At 67.7% G+C, this 16,512-nt stretch carries 11 protein-coding genes; 4 read left to right on the top strand and 7 right to left on the bottom strand.

Features of this window, described 5'->3' with window-relative positions:
• Positions 1-5: 5 nt before the first annotated feature.
• The 4 genes from J2X45_RS15235 to J2X45_RS15220 all read right to left on the bottom strand — a co-directional run bounded on the left by J2X45_RS15235 (position 6) and on the right by J2X45_RS15220 (position 7,101).
• A complete protein-coding gene (locus J2X45_RS15235) occupies positions 6-1,496 on the bottom strand; it encodes a trehalose-6-phosphate synthase (protein WP_310216280.1) in 1,491 nt (496 codons plus the stop codon).
• A complete protein-coding gene (gene otsB / locus J2X45_RS15230; RefSeq protein ID WP_310216279.1) occupies positions 1,493-2,272 on the bottom strand; it encodes a trehalose-phosphatase in 780 nt (259 codons plus the stop codon). Before otsB ends, J2X45_RS15235 begins: the two co-directional genes overlap by 4 nt.
• A gap of 109 nt (positions 2,273-2,381) precedes the next feature.
• Positions 2,382-5,195: a TonB-dependent receptor gene (locus tag J2X45_RS15225; protein WP_310216276.1), complete on the bottom strand. Its 2,814-nt coding sequence runs from the start codon at positions 5,193-5,195 to the stop codon at positions 2,382-2,384.
• A 94-nt stretch (positions 5,196-5,289) separates the two neighbouring features.
• Positions 5,290-7,101 carry a glycoside hydrolase family 15 protein gene (locus J2X45_RS15220; RefSeq protein ID WP_310216272.1) on the bottom strand — a complete coding sequence of 604 codons (1,812 nt, stop codon included), beginning with the start codon at positions 7,099-7,101 and terminating at the stop codon, positions 5,290-5,292.
• A 205-nt stretch (positions 7,102-7,306) separates the two neighbouring features.
• On the opposite strand from J2X45_RS15220, the gene J2X45_RS15215 reads away from it, so the two are divergent.
• The 4 genes from J2X45_RS15215 (at position 7,307) to J2X45_RS15200 (ending at position 10,471) form a co-directional block, all read left to right on the top strand.
• Positions 7,307-8,815, top strand: a complete 1,509-nt coding sequence (locus J2X45_RS15215) for a L,D-transpeptidase family protein (RefSeq protein ID WP_310216271.1) — start codon at positions 7,307-7,309, stop codon at positions 8,813-8,815.
• Positions 8,816-8,887: 72 nt separating this feature from the next.
• Entirely contained in the window at positions 8,888-9,538 is a 651-nt protein-coding gene (locus J2X45_RS15210) for a DUF882 domain-containing protein (RefSeq protein WP_310216268.1), read from the top strand.
• 109 nt (positions 9,539-9,647) lie between these two features.
• Entirely contained in the window at positions 9,648-9,980 is a 333-nt protein-coding gene (locus tag J2X45_RS15205; protein ID WP_310216266.1) for a hypothetical protein, read from the top strand.
• Positions 9,981-10,096: 116 nt separating this feature from the next.
• On the top strand, positions 10,097-10,471 hold the full coding sequence (locus J2X45_RS15200; protein ID WP_310216265.1) for a GFA family protein: 375 nt from the start codon (positions 10,097-10,099) through the stop codon (positions 10,469-10,471).
• A gap of 70 nt (positions 10,472-10,541) precedes the next feature.
• Here the strand turns inward: J2X45_RS15200 and J2X45_RS15195 are convergent, their stop codons facing one another.
• From J2X45_RS15195 to J2X45_RS15185, 3 genes are all read right to left on the bottom strand, one after another.
• Positions 10,542-11,582 carry a substrate-binding domain-containing protein gene (locus tag J2X45_RS15195; protein ID WP_310216263.1) on the bottom strand — a complete coding sequence of 347 codons (1,041 nt, stop codon included), beginning with the start codon at positions 11,580-11,582 and terminating at the stop codon, positions 10,542-10,544.
• A gap of 126 nt (positions 11,583-11,708) precedes the next feature.
• The gene (locus J2X45_RS15190) at positions 11,709-14,081 is read right to left on the bottom strand and encodes a transglycosylase domain-containing protein (RefSeq protein ID WP_310216259.1); all 2,373 of its coding nucleotides are present in this window, start codon (positions 14,079-14,081) and stop codon (positions 11,709-11,711) included.
• 283 nt (positions 14,082-14,364) lie between these two features.
• Positions 14,365-16,446 carry a TonB-dependent siderophore receptor gene (locus J2X45_RS15185; protein ID WP_310216257.1) on the bottom strand — a complete coding sequence of 694 codons (2,082 nt, stop codon included), beginning with the start codon at positions 16,444-16,446 and terminating at the stop codon, positions 14,365-14,367.
• Between the last annotated feature and the right edge of the window lie 66 nt (positions 16,447-16,512).

Here is a 16,512-nt window from a genome sequence, read left to right as displayed (position 1 = left end):
GCCCTCTAAGCCCGCACCTCGCGAGCCTCGGCGTTGCGCGCCTTCAAAGCCTTGGCGGTGACGTCAAGGCTTTGCACCGTCGACGGCGTCGGCTCATCGTCCTCGGCGTCGGGCGTCTCCGGCTCGCCGCGCAGGGCGGTGACGAAGTCGTCTCGCCAAGCGGTGACGTCCTCGCGCTGGACGTTGTCGAACAGGTCCCGCCAGCGCCTTTGACGCTCGACGAGGTCCATCGACAGGGCGCGCTCCAGCGCATCCGAAATTTCCTCGGGACTGTTGGGATTGACGATCAGGGCCGCTTTCATCTGGCGGGCCGCGCCGGCGAATCGCGACAGGATCAGCACCCCGGGGTCCTCTGGATCCTGAGCGGCGACAAACTCCTTGGCGACCAGGTTCATACCGTCCCGCAACGGCGTAACCAGCGCCGCCTTGCTGGCGCGATAGACGCCCGCCAGTTCGTCGCGACGGTAGGAGCGATTGACCCAGCGGATCGGGGTGAAATCCATCTCGGCGTAGGCCCCATTGATGCGGCCGATCAGGCCGTCGAGCCTCCCGCGAAGATCCTGATAGGCCTCGACCTCGTCGCGAGAGATCGGTGCGATCTGCAGCAGCATCACTTCGCGGCGGAGGTCGGGGTGGTCGTGCAGGAACCGTTCGAACCCGATGACCCGCTCCTCTAGACCCTTGGAGTAGTCGAGCCGGTCGACCCCCACCACCATCTTGCGAAAGACGCTGTGCGCCATCATCCGGTCGTAGACCTTGCGCGCGGCGTCGCTACGGACAAGGCGGGCGAAATCCTGGGCGTCGACGCCGATCGGGAAGGCCGCGGCGCGCGCCCGTTTGCCGAAGGCGACCAGACCGCCGCGATCGGTCTTGGCGCCTTCGACCTCGGAGAAGACATAGCCTTCGAAGGCCTGGAGCGACTCCTCGGTCTGGAAGCCGATCAGGTCGTAGTCGAACAGCGCCTCCACCAACTGGCGATGGCGCGGCAGGGTGACCACGAGCTGGTGGGCCGGCCACGGGATGTGCAGGAAGAAGCCGATCCGGTTGGTGACACCCAGCCGTCGCAGCTCTCGGGCCAGCGGGATCAGGTGATAATCGTGGATCCAGACGATGTCGTCGGGCTCGATCAGCGGCAGCAAGGTCTGGGCGAACAGGCGGTTGACGCGATCATAGCCCTGGCCGAACGAGCGGTCATAGGCGGTCAGGTCCACGCGATAGTGGAACAGCGGCCACAGCGTCTTGTTGGCGTAGCCGTTGTAGTACTCCTGATAGTCGGTCTCCTCGAGATCGACGGTCGCGACGGTGACGCCGTCGATCCGTTGCATGTTCAGCTGGCCGGTGAACTCGGGGACAGTCTTGCCGCTCCAGCCGAACCAGATGCCGGAATACTCGCGAAGCGCCGCCGCCAGGGCCATGGCGAGACCGCCGGTCGAGCTTTCGCCCTCGGCCGGATTGGGCGGGTTCACACGGTTGGAGACGACGATCAGCCGGCTCATGCGGTCACCGGCGCGGTGAGGGCCTGCAGCCAACGGCTGACGTCGCGGGTGTCGGAAAGACGGTAGCGGGCGGTGGTCGGGCGCGGCTGCCCGACCAGAACGCCGAACCCGCCCAGACGCTGGGCGGCTTCGAAGCCGTCCTCGTCGGTGAGGTCGTCGCCCACGAAGACCGGCAGCGCGCCTACGAAGGGGGTCTCGCGCAGGAACGCCGTCAGGGCCGCGCCCTTGTCGGCGCCGGGCGTGCGCAGCTCGGCCACCATGTCGCCCAGTTGCAGGATCAGCCCCGTGGCCTGCGACAGGCGCTCGGCGGCCTCGATGACCGCTTCGGCGGCGCTAGGCGCATTGCGGTAGTGGAGGGCGACGCTAAGGCCCTTGTCCTCGAACAGTAGGCCTCGGTCGCAATGGGCCAGTTCGCCCAGGATGCGGCGCGCGTCTTCCAGGCCGGCATGGGGCTCCAGAGTCGTGACGGCGCCGTCGGCGGACCGACGGACAAGGCCGTGGACGGCGCCGATGGCGGGAACGCCGCGACCCAGAATATGGTCAAGGTCGGGCAGCGAGCGCCCGCTGACGACTGCGACCCGATCTTCGAGGGTCTCACGCAGGCGCGCCAGCAGCCGCGCGCGCGCTGGGTCAGGGCCCACGTCATCGGGACGCGGCATGATCGGCGCCAGGGTGCCGTCAAGATCCAGGAACAGCGCGATGCTGCGGGGAAGATCCAGGGGCGGGGCGTGCAGGTCGACGGATTCCGTCCGCGCGCTGAATGGAGCAGCGGTCATGGCGAGAACCCCCTCATGGGTAAGCAACATGACGGGCACAACGCGAAACTGCGGCGTTCGATCCCAACCCGTGGTCAAGCGCGCGTGATCGGACAGCGCAATTCAGGGTCTAGAACAGCAGTTTCCTGACGGTGAACTGAACCACACGTCCGCGCGGATTGAGGTAGTCCGGCTGGTAGGTGAGGGGCGTCGCGCCATTGGCGTCGCGGACCTTGGTCTCAGCGTCGAACAGGTTGTTGACGGCCAGGCTGAGGCGCACCCCGCGCAGCAGCGGATGGGCCTGGACCAGCTCGCGCCGGACGCCCAGATCGGCGAACAGGCGCAGGTTCACGGTCGTCAGGCTGGAAAAGTCCAGCGCAGTGGTGGCGCCGCCGATCCCCCCGTCGACATGGGTGGCGCTCTTCCAGTTCGCGGTGAGCCGTGCGCCAAGCCCGTAGCGGGTGATCCCGGCTTGGGCCTCGACCTGATGGCGCGCCTGGCCGCCGTTGGAACCGAGGACGTCGCCGTCCAGAAGGTCGAGGACGGGAAGTCCTTCCGCGACGGTGACCTGCTCCTTGAGGTGCAGCGTGTGGAAAAGCGCCAATTGCAGCCGCGTGGCGCGCGGGTTGCCGCCGCCGCGTCCAAAGCCGCCGCCAAAACCTCGGCCGCCGCCGCTGCCGCCGAAGCGGGGGCCTTCGCCGCTGGGGGATCCCCCCTCGAGCGCTGGGCGCGGCGCCTCTTCGCCCGTCGTCGGCGCGGCGCCGGTTGCGGCTTGGGCTGGCGCGCTGGTTTCCGAAGCGGCTTCCGGCGCCGCGCTCGTGGGCCGCCCCGCGCCGTCGCCCCGCCCGCCGCGCCAGCCGCCGGGCGGCGGTGGCGGCGCCTTGCCGATCTGGCGCGAGAAATTGAAGCCCCAGCGGACCTGTTCGCTTTCGCGCTTCTGGAAATTCACGGGTCGGGTGTCGATCCGCGTCAGCACGCCGTCGGTGTCGCGCGTGAAGCGGTCAGGGAACGCGGCTTCCACCGCTGCGGTGGCGGCAGGGAAGCTGGCGACAGGGTTGTCGATCCTCGTGCGGCTGTAGTTGGCGGTCAGCGAGAGGCCCTGGATCTTCTCGGGCCTGTAGGTGGCGCCCAGGCGCAGGACGTTGCGGGTCTCGTCCTTGAGGTCGGGATTGCCGCCGCTGACCCGCGTGACGTCGACGCTGGTCCCGCGCACATAGTCGAACACCTGGCTCGCGGGCGTCACGATCAGCGGATTGCCCAGTTGGGCGATGCTGGGCGCGTTCTCTTGCCGCGTCGCCGACAGGATGATGCTGACGGGCCTGATCGGCGACCAGTTGAGCCCGCCGCCCAATGTGGTCAGGGTTCCGAAGTCGGAGACTTGTCGCGCGGCGAGGTTCAGGTTCGCCGACAGGTCGCCGATCTCGGCGCGAACGCCCTTGCGGCGGCTGGCCAGGGGCAGGTCGAAGCTGACCTGGGCGCTGGCCTCGCCCCGCGACAGGGTGCTGTCGCTCTCGACGCCCGAACGGATCGAGGTCGCCTCCAGGCGAGAGCCGGCGGCGCCGAGTTTGACGGTGGTCGACAGATCCCCGGCCCGGAGCTTGGCCAGGGCGCGGTTGGCGACGAATTGCAGGTCGGCGGTGTCGGTCGTCGACTTGGCGCGATCGGTGTTCAGCGGCAGGGCGGGCAGGGCGCCGAACGGATTCAGGCCGGCGTCCAGCGCGGTCAGCCGACCTTGCAGGGCGGCGATGTCGACGCTGCGATCGGTCTCAGTTCTGTTGACCGCCCGCTCATAGGTCCCGGTGAGCGACAGCCGCAGAGTCTCGGTGTCGCGGTTCAGGGTGACCCCGGCGTTGCCCGCGATGTTCCGGGACCTCTGGCCCAGGGCGTCCTGGTCGCCGAGATAGCGATAGAGCAGCACGTCCTGCCCGAACGGCGAGAACGGGCTCGCGGCGGGGAGAACCAGACGCGCGCGTGCGGGGCCTTGCAGCGAGTCGTTCTGCGAGGCGGTCAGGCCCAGGTTCAGCGTGGCTGAGATGTCGTCGAGGATGTAGCGGTTGGTGACGCTGTTGATGGTCAGCTGGCGGTTTTGCGGCAGCAGGGTCCGATCACCCGTGATGTCGCTGGTGTTGGCCCGGTTAGCGGTGGGCAGGAAGGCCGCCAGATCGGGCGCGCTCGCAGCGGCCGAAGCGGGAACGCCGGCCACGGTGACGGGTGTTCCGGCGAGGGCGCTCAGGTTGGTCAGGGTCGCGCCGCTGGCCGGAGTGACATTGCCGGCGAAGTCGTAGAGGCCCGTGCTGGAGCGACTGACGAGATCGCGATCGCTTTCAAGCAACTGGTCGCTGTTCTGGAGCTTCACCGACAGGTTGGTGCGGCCCTGGCGGTTCAGCTGCAGGCGGCTCCAGTTGAGCTGCTCGGTCATCTGGCCGCCCTCTGTCGATCCGCCCAGCGTGGCGTCGAGCGTGGAGGCGCGGAAGCGCTGGCGCAGCACGATGTTCACGACCTTCTGGTCGGCCGAGTAGCCGTACTTGAGGGCGACTTCCTCGGGCAGGACCTCGACGCGCTGGATGGCTTCGGTCGGGATGTCTCGGATCTCGGCGCGCCCGGAGATCCGCCGCCCGTTCAGCAGGAGGACCGGATCGCCGCCAAGCCCGCTGGTGGTTTGGGGCTGCAGTTCGGTGAGCAGGTCCTCGACCGAACTGACGCCAATCGCGCGCACGTCGGCGGTGGTGAAGGTCTGTTCGGGCGGGATGTCGCCCAACACCGCGCCGAATGGCTTGCCGCTGGCGGTGATGGTGACGGCCTCGACCTCGGTGTCTTCCAGATCGGACGACGTGACGTTCGAGGCGGGCGTCTGCGGCGTGGCGGCGGGCTGGGCCTGTTGAGCCTGCGCCGCGCCGGCGGTCACCAGGCTCAGGACGCCGGCGAGGGCAAGTTTACGGCTCACGATGAGCGCCTCCGATAGCGATACGTCCCGGGCCGGGTGTTGCGCGCCTGATATGACGCCTGGATTTCAGATCTTGCGAAAACCGCAACACGGATCAGCGGACAGACGTCCATGGACGGCTCAGCAGCACCGCGCAATTGATCAGGCCGACCAACGAGTAGGTCTGCGGATAGTTGCCCCAAAGCTCGCCGTCGGCGAAGCCGATGTCCTCGGAGAGCAGGCCGGCCGGCGTTCGCCGCGACAGCATGTCTTCGAAGAGCGCGCGGGCCTCGTCGCTTCGGCCGGCCAGGTGCAGCGCCTCGATCAGCCAGAAAGTGCAGATATTGAACGCCGTCTGGGGCGAACCGAAATCATCGGGAATGGCGTAGCGCAAGAGGTAGGCGCCGCGTCGCAGTCCGTCCTCGATGGCCTTCAGGGTCGCGACGTTGCGCGGGTCATCCGCGGTGTGGAAGCGCAGATCGACAAGCTGCAACAGCGAGGCGTCCAGTTCGTCGCCGTCGAAGGTGGCGGCGAAGCGGCCCAGCGTGTCGTTCCAGGCGCGGTCCTCGATCACCTTGCGCACATGGGCGGCGCGATCGTTCCAGAAGGCGGCGCGATCTTCCAGGCCCAGCTTCTCGGCCGCATTGCCCAGGCGATCGCAGGCGGCCCAGCACATGGCCGACGAATAGGTGTGGACATTGGCCCGCCCCCGGAACTCCCAGAGGCTGGCGTCGGGCTGGTCGTGCATTTGAAACGCTCGCTCGCCCACCGGCTCCAGCGCCTGGAAATCCTCGACGGTGGCGGGCCGCAGCAGGCGCTCGTCGAAGAACGCCTGCACGGTCGACAGGACGATCTGTCCATAGACGTCGTTCTGGATGTGCTCATAGGCCTGGTTGCCGACCCTCACCGGCCCCATGCCGCGATAGCCGGGCAGGGCGGGCGCCAGGCGTTCGGTCAGCACCTCCTCGAAGCCCACCCCGAACAGCGGCTGAATATGGCCGCCGTCGGCGCGGTCGACGATGTTGCGCAGATAGCCGAGATAGTTCTCCAGGATGTCCACCGCGCCCAGACGGTTCAACGCCTGGACCACGTAGTAGGCGTCACGCAGCCAACAGTAGCGATAGTCCCAGTTGCGGCCGCTATCGGCGTGTTCGGGAATCGAGGTGGTCAGGGCCGCGACGATCGCCCCGGTTTCCTCGTGCATGCAGAGCTTGAGGGTGATCGCCGCGCGGATGACCGCCGTCTGCCACTCCAGCGGTACGGCCAGGCCCCGCACCCAGTGCTTCCAGTACTGCTCAGTCTCCCGCAGCATCCGCTCGCAGGTCGGTCCGATGGGCGCGTTGAAGCCTTCGTCCGGCCCCAGATACATGGCGATCGGCCGCTCCAGCCGGAACGCCCGCTCCTCCAGAACGTGCGACACCGGCGCGTCGGTGGACAGTCGGAGGGTCATGTCCGAGCAAAGGTATCGGATATGGTTGGAGCCCGAAGTTCGCTCGGCGATCTTGGCGCCCCAGTCGGCAGTTGGTCGAAGGCGCAGGGTGATGCGCGCGACGCCGATGATGGGGCGGATCAGCCGCACGAAGGCGGTCGGGCGGAAGGTGCGGCCGAACTGCTGGTAGCGGGGCGCGAAGTCGATGATCTCGAACCGCGCGCCGTCCTCGTCCGCGATCTCGGTGCGCAGGATGGCCGTGTTGCGCAGATAGCCCTGGCGGACCTCCGCGCGGCGCTCGACCTGAACGTCCCAGAGTCCGTTGGCGTCAGGGCTGTCGGGATCCGTGTCGTCCAGCAGGGCGCTGAACACCGGGTCGGAGTCGATACGGGGCGCGCAGGCCCAGACGAAGCGGCCGGCGGTGTCGATCATGGCGCTGACGGCGCAGTTGCCGATCGGGAAGAGATCGAGTGTCTTTTTTGGCAAGGCTTTGTCCATCGTCGCCCCCGCGAGCTTTCGGGCGGCGCCCGGTCGGGGATGAAACCAACGGTGTGGCTTGCGGGTTCCTGTCAGCGAAAAACGTCTGTGCGCGGCTAGGGAGGGCTCGCCTTTCACGCTACCCGCGTTGACGTCGGCGGCCTTGCGCGGCCATCTGTAATCCTTAACGCGGCTTGGCCGCGCCAGTGCGGCGGACCGTTCGATAGTGATGCGATTTTCGAGAACCTGCGGCGTCGTGGCGGCGACGTTGAGCCTTCTGTCCCTCGAGGTCGCCCAGGCGCAATCGCAACGTCCGCCCGTGGTGGGCGCTCGGCCCGTCCAGAGCGGCGCGGTGGTCGCCCCGCGTCCTTCGGTGATCGCGCCGGACCTGTCGGCGGTGCAGTTCACCCCGGATCAGGTCGACGTGCTGCGGGCGGTGCTTGGCGACGCCTATTCCCATGGCTTCGCGCTGACCGCCTTCTCGCCGGATCGGGCGATCGCGCTGTACATGTCCGACGACGCCCCCTCGCGTGCGGCCGGCCAGGCGCAACTGGTCAGCCTGACGCTGGCCTATGCGCGCGCCGTGCGTACCGGACGCCTCCCCATCAGCGCGTTCAAGACCGAGTGGGGGCTGCGCCCGGCCGCCTATGACCCCACGCCGGAGTTTGTCGCAGCCGTGCAGCAGGGACGCCTGGCCGAATGGCTCGAGACCCTGCCCCCGCCTTACACGGGCTATCAGACCCTGCGGACGGGCCTCGCCACCTATCGCGAGATCGCCGCCAAGGGCGGCTGGCTGCCGATTGCGGCGGGGCCCGCTCTCAAGGAGGGCGCGACCGATGCCCGCGTTGTCGCGCTGGAGGCGCGCCTAGCGGTCGAGGACCCCACCGTTGCGGTCGACGCCGCGCCGGTTTTCGACGAGGCGCTGACCCAGGCGGTCCAGCGGGCGCAGAAGCGCTTTGGCCTCAATCCCAACGGGATTGTCGACAAGGCGACCCTGGCGGCGCTGAACATTCCCGTTGAGCGGCGGATTGACCAGATCGTCGCCAATATGGAGCGCTGGCGCTGGTTGCCGCAGACCCTTCCGGCCGAGCGCATCCAGGTGAACGTCGCGGCCGCGATCCTGTCGGTCTTCCACCACGACACCCCGACCTTGACGATGCGGGCGGTCACCGGCCGGCCCGGCGACGAGACGCCGATGCTGTCGTCGATGATCCACAGCATCGTGCTGAACCCGCCCTGGAACGTGCCGCAGTCGATCGCCTCCAAGGAGCTCTGGCCCAAGGAGCGGGCCAGCCCCGGCTATCTGGCGCGGAACGACTTCATCGTCATCCCGACGGAAGGCGGCGGCTCGCGCCTGCAGCAGAAGGCTGGCCCGTTGGCGGCGCTGGGGAAGGTGAAGTTCGACTTCAACAACCCCTATGGCGTCTATCTGCACGATACGCCCAGCCGCTCGCGGTTCGACAGCTTCAGCCGCCTGGCCAGTCATGGCTGCGTGCGACTGCAAAAGCCGATCGAGCTCGTCAACGAAGTGATGCGCGACGATCCCACCTGGACGCCCGAAAAGGTCAACGAAACCCTGGCCTCGGGCGAGACGGTGAGGGCCAAGCTGCCGCAGCAGATCGCCGTCTATCTTCTCTATTGGACGGCCTATGTGACGCCGGACGGGCAGGTGAACTTCCGCCAGGATCCCTATGGCTGGGATCGTGACCTGGTGCAGCGTATCGCCGCACTCTGACGCTGCTCAGCTTGCAATCCTGCGCGTGATGAGGTGTCCTGCCCGACATTCCGGGTCGGGTAAGGCGTACTCATGCAACGACGTAAGCTGCTCCAGTGGGGGCTGGGCGCTATCGGGGTCGGACTTCTGCCGTTGGCGGCGCGCGCCGACGACGACATCATCGGCGCGCTGCTGGAGGGAAAGCTCCCTCAAGCCGCTCCGGTTCCTCCACCGACGACCGTCGCCGCCACGGTGGCCTCGATCGACCCACCAAAGCTCGCGACCGCCGTCGAGCCGCGCTGGGTGCATCTGCATAACGTTCATACCGGTGAGAAGCTGGAAGCGGTCTACTGGGAGAAAGGCGCCTATGTGCCGGACGCGGTGAGCGCGTTGGACAAGGTGCTGCGCGACTATCGCAACGACGAGGTCCATCCGATGGACCGGGGCCTTTACGACCTGCTCGACCAGATCGCCCGCAAGACCGAGAGCAAGTCGCCGTTTCAGGTGATCTCGGGCTACCGCTCGCCGGCCACCAACCGGCTGCTGTCAAAGCGGAGCGGCGAGGTGGCCAAGAAGAGCCTGCACATGGACGGCAAGGCGATGGACATCTTCCTGGAGGATGTCGAGCTCAAGCATGTCCGCGCTGCGGCCCTCGACCTTGGCGTCGGCGGCGTCGGTTACTACCCGACCAGCAACTTCGTCCATGTCGACGTCGGACCGGTCCGCAAGTGGACGGGGACCTGAGCCGCGGCTCGCCTGTTAGCCGAATTCGGTAACCAAGCTCTGGCTCGTCCGTTTAGACCATGGTAGCCGGCGGTAAAGCCCAAGTCGGCGTGGATGGCGGACCCGTAGAATGAGCGAGCGTCGTAGCAACCCGTTTGGTTTGTTTCTGCTGGGGTTCATCGTCGGCGTTCTGGCCACTTTCGGGACCATCTTGTTCCTGACGTCGAGCGGCGGTGGTTACGAAGACGGGCCGGCTGAAACGCGGACCGCCGCCGACAACGCCGCCGCCGCCGCCATGGCCGCCAGGTCGAACCCGCCCCCGCCGGCGAAAGCGGAAGTCGCGCCGCCGCCGCCGGAGACGCCCGCCAACCCTTCGGTCCGTCAGAACGGACCTGCGCCGGAGCTTGACCCGCAGGTCGCCGACGACGCGGCCGCAGCGGGCATGACCTCTCGGACACGCTAGAGGGGGCTCAGCCCTAGAAGGGTGCGACGCACCGCCTCAGCCGCGATCAAAGCCTGCTGACACATCGCTGGCGGCAAGGGAGGCGCACGGTCCTTGAGAGATCAAGGAGACCGCGTGTGGCGATCAAGGGAAGCTGTTGTTGCGGCGGCGTTCGGTTCGAACTGTTCGAGCGTCCGGCCATGGTCGGCGTCTGCCACTGTTCGCGGTGTCGCAAGTCTGGATCAAGCGCCTACGCCTATGTTCGCGCCGAGGCGTTCTCCTGGGTTTCGGGGCGCAATCTCGTCGCCCGCTACGCGCCCGAGCCCCCGCTGCGGTTCACGCGCTGCTTTTGCGCGCGATGTGGGACAGCGCTGGGCGATCCGTTCTCGGGTCGCATCCTGGCGATCGCCGCCGCTTGCCTGGACGATGATGCGGACCTGACGCCCGATTTCCACGAGCACGTGGCGGATCGGCGGACCTGGCGGTGCGTCGCCGCCCGGGAGGAACCGTGAGCCGCCAAGCGCGCACGAAAAAGGCGGCCGCGCCAGCGACCGCCTCCATCGTTCTCACCTTTGGCGAGGACTAGTTCTTTGGCGCCGGCATCGGCGTCATGGCGTTGGCCTTTTGCTTCATCTGGGCGTGGACCGCCGGGGGCAGCGGGATCATGCCGCGGCCTTGGAGGTAGCCGCCGCGACCCGTGGCGGCGTCCGACACGAACTCGGTCACGAACTCTTTCAGGCCCGGCGTCACACCGATCTGGGACTTCTTCACGTAGATGTAGAGCGAACGCGACAGCGGATACTGACCGCTGGCGATCGTCTGGGCCGTCGGCTTAACGCCGTTGACCGAAGCGCCCTTGATGCGCGAGCCGTTCTCTTCGAGGAACGAATAGCCGAACACGCCCAGTGCGTTCGGGGTCTTCTCGATGGTGCCGACGATGGCGTTGTCGTTCTCGCCCGCGTCGACCCAGCCGCCGTCCGTGCGCATCGGCGAGACGGTGGCCTTGAACTTCTTCTCGTCGGCGGCCTTCATCTTGGCCAGGGTCGGCAGCTTGGCGGCGCCGCCCTCGATGGCCAGTTCGATCCAGGCGTCACGGGTGCCCGAGGTCGGCGGCGGGCCATAGGCCAGGATGCGCGCCTTGGGCAGGCCCGGGCCGACTTCGCTCCACATCTTGTAGGGCTGCTTGACCACCTGGCCGCCGCGCAGGCTCTGGTCGGCGAGGCCGAGGTAAAGCTGCTCAAGCTTGAAGTTGAAGTCGGGACCCTTCTTGTTCGACGCCACAACGATGCCGTCGAAGCCGATCTTGATCTCGATGATGTCCTTCACGCCGGCCTTCTGACAGGCTAGGAACTCGGACTTCTTCATCGGACGCGAGGCGTTGGCGATGTCGGGGAATTTCTCGCCCGTCCCGCCGCAGAACATCTTGATGCCGCCGCCGGTGCCGAGGCTTTCGATCTTGGGCGACTTCTTGCCGGTCTTCTTGGCGAAGTTCTCGGCGACGCGCGTCGAGAACGGGAACACGGTCGAGGAGCCGGCGGCCCAGACTTGGTCGCGAGCCGCGTGGGCTTGGTCGGCGACGGCGAGCAGAGCGACGGTGGCGACCGCGCCGATAAGCTTGTTCATGTCGTCAAATCCTGTGTGGTCCGGACGCAGGGGGAGCGTGCCAGACGGGTGACGGGCTTTTGTCACGGTTCGACGACAGTTTTACGACAAAGTGTCCGTGAGCGGACGAAGCTTGACTGTAAGATCCTACGGGCGCGGCTCGGGAGGCGGCGGCGCCAGCGGGACGCCGCCATTCGGCGGCGGCGCGGGTTCGCCGGGTTCGGGAGTGAACGGCGCGAGCGGCAGGCCGTCGGGACCCAGCTCGCCCTCGAGCGGCAGCCCCAGATCCTCGAGGGGGTCCTCTTCGACGACCGGGGCGACATCGCGGCCCAGAGCCGACAGCATGAACGCCTTCCAGATCTTCGCCGGCTCGCCGCCTCCGACCACGCCGTTCATCGAGCTGTTGTCGTCATTGCCCAGCCAGACGCCGACGACGAGATCCCCGACATAACCGACGAAGATCGCGTCGTGATAATCCTGGGTTGTGCCGGTCTTGCCATAGGCCCCGGGAATGGCGGCTTCCAGGCCAGTGCCGCGATGGGTGGCCGAGCGCAGAAGGTCGCGCATGTTGGCCAACACCTTGGGGTCGTAGGCCTTGGTCCTGGGCTTCTTGAAGTCGGCCACGCCGTGCGGGACGATCGGGTATTCGCCGGCGGCCACCGACGCATAGGCGGCGGTCAGGCGGGTCAGGCTCATCGGCCCGGTGCCGAGCGCCATGGTCAGATCCGACGGAATCTCTTCCGTGACGCCAAGCTCGCGCGCCACCTTGATGACCCTGGCGGGACCCAGGTCGTGCGCCAGACGCACCGCCGCGACGTTCGACGAGCCGGCGAAAGCGGTGATCAAGGGCACCTCGCGGGCGTGATACTTGCCCTCATGGTTCTTGGGCATGTAGCCGCTGACCTGGACGGGCGTATCGAGGATCGGCGTGGTTGTGGTCATGCCCTCGCGAAGGGCGGCCAGATAGACGAACAGCTTGAACGCCGAACCCGGCTGACGCTCGGCGTCAGCGCGATTGAACTGGCTCTGCTTGTAGTCGCGCCCGCCGACCATGGCGACCACACGACCGTCCTTGCGCATGGCCACGAGGGCGCCCTGGGTGACGTTGAGCACCTCGCCGTCACGCTCGATATAGTCGTTGAGAATGCGCTCGGCCTTCTCCTGGAGTTCGGGGTCCAGCGTCGTCTTCACGACGGTTTCGCCGTAGCGAGCCCCGATCAGCGCGCGGGCCTGGGGCAGGGCCCAGTCGGCGAAGTAGGAGCCGGTCGGCAGCTTTTCCTCGGCTTCGACGGGCGACACCTCGCCCACCGCGTCAGCCTGCGCCTGCGTGATGGTCTTGGTCTCGACCATGGCCCCCAGGACCACGCGCATGCGCTCGCGGGCGCCTTCGATGTTGTTGGTAGGGGCGAGGCGCGACGGCGCCTTGACCAGGCCCGCCAGCATCGCCGCCTCGCCGATGGTCAGCTGCTCGGGCGGCTTGCCGAAATAGTGGCGGGCCGCAGCGCGCAGGCCAAAGGCGCCGTCGCCGAAATAGACCGACGATAGGTAGCGCGAGAGGATCTCGTCCTTTGAAAGGCGCGCTTCCAGATAGACCGCGATCAGCGCCTCCTGGGCCTTGCGGCGCAGGTTGCGGTCGCTGGACAGGAAGGCGTTCTTGGCCAGCTGCTGGGTGATGGTCGAACCGCCTTCAGAGACGCCGCCGGCCTGGGCGTTACGGCCCACCGCGCGGGCGATGGCCTTGGGGTCCACGCCCATGTGGCTGTAGAAGCGACGATCCTCGATGGCGATGAAGGCGCCGGGCACATAGGCCGGCAGCTTGGCCACATCGATCGGCGCCTCCTTGTAGGAGCCGCGACGCGCGATCGGCGAACCGTCCTCGGCCACCAGCACGATGGCGGAATTGTCGAGCGGCTCCAGCGCGCGGCTGAGCGGCAGCGACCAGAACAGCGAGGCGAGCAGCACGATCACCAGCAGCGCCACGGCGCCGGCGCCGACGAGCCACGCGGGGCGCTTCCAGATCGGCGGCTTGGCGGCGGGCGCGGGTTTTTCCGGCGCTGGGGCTTCGACCGCCTCAACCCCCGCCTGGGACTCTTGCTTGGCCGAAGCCTCAGGCTCGACGAGGGCGGGGGCCTCAGGCGAGACGGCCGGCTCTGGCGTGGCCACGGCTTCGGTCGCGGGGGCGGCCTCGGGCGTGGTCTCAGGCGTTGCAGCCGCTTCGGTTTCCGCCGGGACGTCTTCAGAGTCGGTCTCGGCCTCTACGGCGGGCTCGAAGAGATCGGCGTCGTCTTGGGTTGCTACCGCGGCGGGCGGCGCCTCGGCCTCGGAGGCGGCGATCGCTTCGGGCTGGGCGCGGCGGGATTTGCGCGCGCGGCGCGGTTTTGGCGGCGTGGCGTCCGGCGCGGCGGGATCCAGACCCGCAGCCTCGGTCATGACGGTCTGGGCGCGCGGCTTTCGCGGCCGCCGGGGTTTGCGCGCCGGCGCGGCGGGAACGTCGTCTGCGGGGTCGGTCGGATCAGACATGGACTTGGCGCTCGCTTCGGGCGCACGCCCTCATTCGTCGAGGGCGCTCATATCATACGGCCCCGGCAAGCCAAGCGGGCCGCGCGTGAAGAATCTTTCAGGAGCGGCCTTGAACGCGTCGAAAGTGAACATAGATCACTCGCGTGAGGCTGAGAGCCTCTGCCCTTCCCGGGGCGTTTCCTCCCTACTTATTCCAGCCCGGCCATCCGCCGGGCTTTTCTTTTGGCGGTTCTGGCGTTCGCGCTCGATCGAGAACCGCCGACCGGCGCGAACGCTGGGGGGGCTAGAAGCTCACGCGCAGCCGGCCCGTGACCGTGCGCGGCGCGCCCGGCGTGATCCAGACGTTGCTGTACGAGCTTTCGATGTAATAGGTGTCGAACAGGTTCTCGACATCCAGGTGCAGCGAGACAGCCTTCGACACCTTGTAGGCGAGGTTGGCGCGCACCGTCACATAGTCCGGAAGCTTGAAGCCGGTGTTGACGTCGTCGCCCGCGCGCTCGCCGACATAGACGACCCCGCCGCCCAGGGTCACCGATCCCGGCGCCTCGCCGGCCGAGCGCCAGTTGGCGTACAGCGCGCCTGAATGCTTGGGGATATTGCTCAAAGCGCTGCCGATCATGTTGGTTCGGGTGTCGCGGGTGATTTCGGAGTCGGTGTAGGCATAGACGGCGGTAGCCGTGATCCCCTTGGGCAGGCGCAGATTGGCCTCGGCCTCGAAGCCCTGACTGCGCGCGCTGCCCACGGGAATGAAGAAGCCGCTGTTGGCCGGGTCATTGACCAGGATGTCCTCCTTGTCGATGCGGAACAGCGACGCGGCGCCCGTCAGGCGACCGGCCAGGTCCCACTTCACGCCCGCTTCCCAGGCTTCGCCCTTCTCGGGAGCGAAGGCGCCGCCCGTGGCGTCGGCGCCCTGGTTGTAGCGGAACGAGCGTCCCCAGCTGACATAGGCCGAGAAGCTCTCGTTCGGCGCCCACGTCAGGGCCGCGCGCGGCGAGGCCTGCGAGGGCGACTGCCGGGTGACCGTATTGTTGCGCAGGTTGGTGTTGCTCTGGCGGATCCAGTCCTGTCGGACGCCGACCAGCAGGGTGAACTGGCTGTTCAGCGTCACCAGATCCTGCAGGTAGAGGCTCTCGCCGCGCAGGTCCTCCAGAACGTTCTGGTTCAGCGGCGCGACCGGCTTGGCCTGTCCGTAGACCGGATTGAAGATGTCGATCGCGTACGGCGAGGCGGCCGTCGGGCTGAAGCGATAGAAGATCCGGTGCTGCTCGTAGGTGAAGGCGTCGGCGCCGGCGCGCAGCTGGTGTTCCAGGCCGCCGAGCTTGCCATCGAAGCTGACCTCGATCCGCCCGGAGAGATCGTCCCAGGTGTAGTCGTGGATGCGCAGCTGGCGGCGAAGCTGGCTTCCGACCAGTGACCCGTTATGCGTCGACTGCCCCCGGAACGAGCCGTCGCGATACTGCACGCCGGCTTCCACCGCGACGCTCGGGCTGAAGTTGTAGGTGGTCGTCAGCTGGTGCTGGAGGGTCTTCTGCGTGATGTCGCCGTCGTTCGGTTCGCCCAGGAACCGCTCGCGCGGCAAGGCCTTCCCATTGCCGGCGACCGCCACCAGGCCTCGGTCATGCACGAAGTGCACGGTGTTGGCCTCCAGCTGATAGAGCAGGCGCAGGTCGTCTGAGGGCGTCCAGGCCAGCGACGGGGCCAGCAACAGGCGGTCGCTGCCGACGTGATCGCGCCAACCGTCGGTGTCCTGATAGACGATGATCATGCGGGCTGAGACGCCGCCGCCCACCGGGCCGCTGACGTCGCCCATGATCCGCTTGGCGTCGAAGCTGCCATAGGAGAGCTCGCCCGAGCCTTGGGCGGTTTCGGTCGGCGCCTTGGTGACGATGTTGATCGAGCCGCCGGGCTCGCCCTTACCCGACAGGGCCGAGGCAGGCCCCTTGAGCACCTGGAAGCGCTCGACGGTCGCCACGTCGCGCCGCGCATTGAAGCCGCGATTGGCGGTGAAGCGGTTCACTAGGAGGTCCGGGCCCTGGTTGATGTCACCCGAGAACCCGCGGATCGCATAGGCGTCCCACGCCCCGCCGAAGCTGTTCTGGCGCGCCATGCCGCCGGCGAAATCAAAGAGGTCGGACAGGTTGGTCACGCCGGTGTCGACGATCAGCGCCTCGTCCAGAACCCGCACGCTCTGCGGCAGCCGCATGGGGTCGATGATGACGCCGTTGATGCTGGCGCTAGCCGCTCGCGAGCCGGTGACGACGACGCTCTCGACCTCGTCGGCCTTGTCCTGCGCGACAGCCAGATCGGCGAAGGCGAACTGCGAGGCGCCCGCGCAAAGGGCGAACAGGAGGGCCTTGGTGGTCATGTTTGGGTCTCGCTGGAGAACGGCGGTCTGGGTCGGGCCGGTCGAATAGGCGAGGGGTTGATCGAC

This window comes from Caulobacter sp. BE264, assembly GCF_031457805.1.
Taxonomy (GTDB): domain Bacteria; phylum Pseudomonadota; class Alphaproteobacteria; order Caulobacterales; family Caulobacteraceae; genus Caulobacter.
This window is presented reverse-complemented; position numbering and strand designations above follow the sequence as displayed.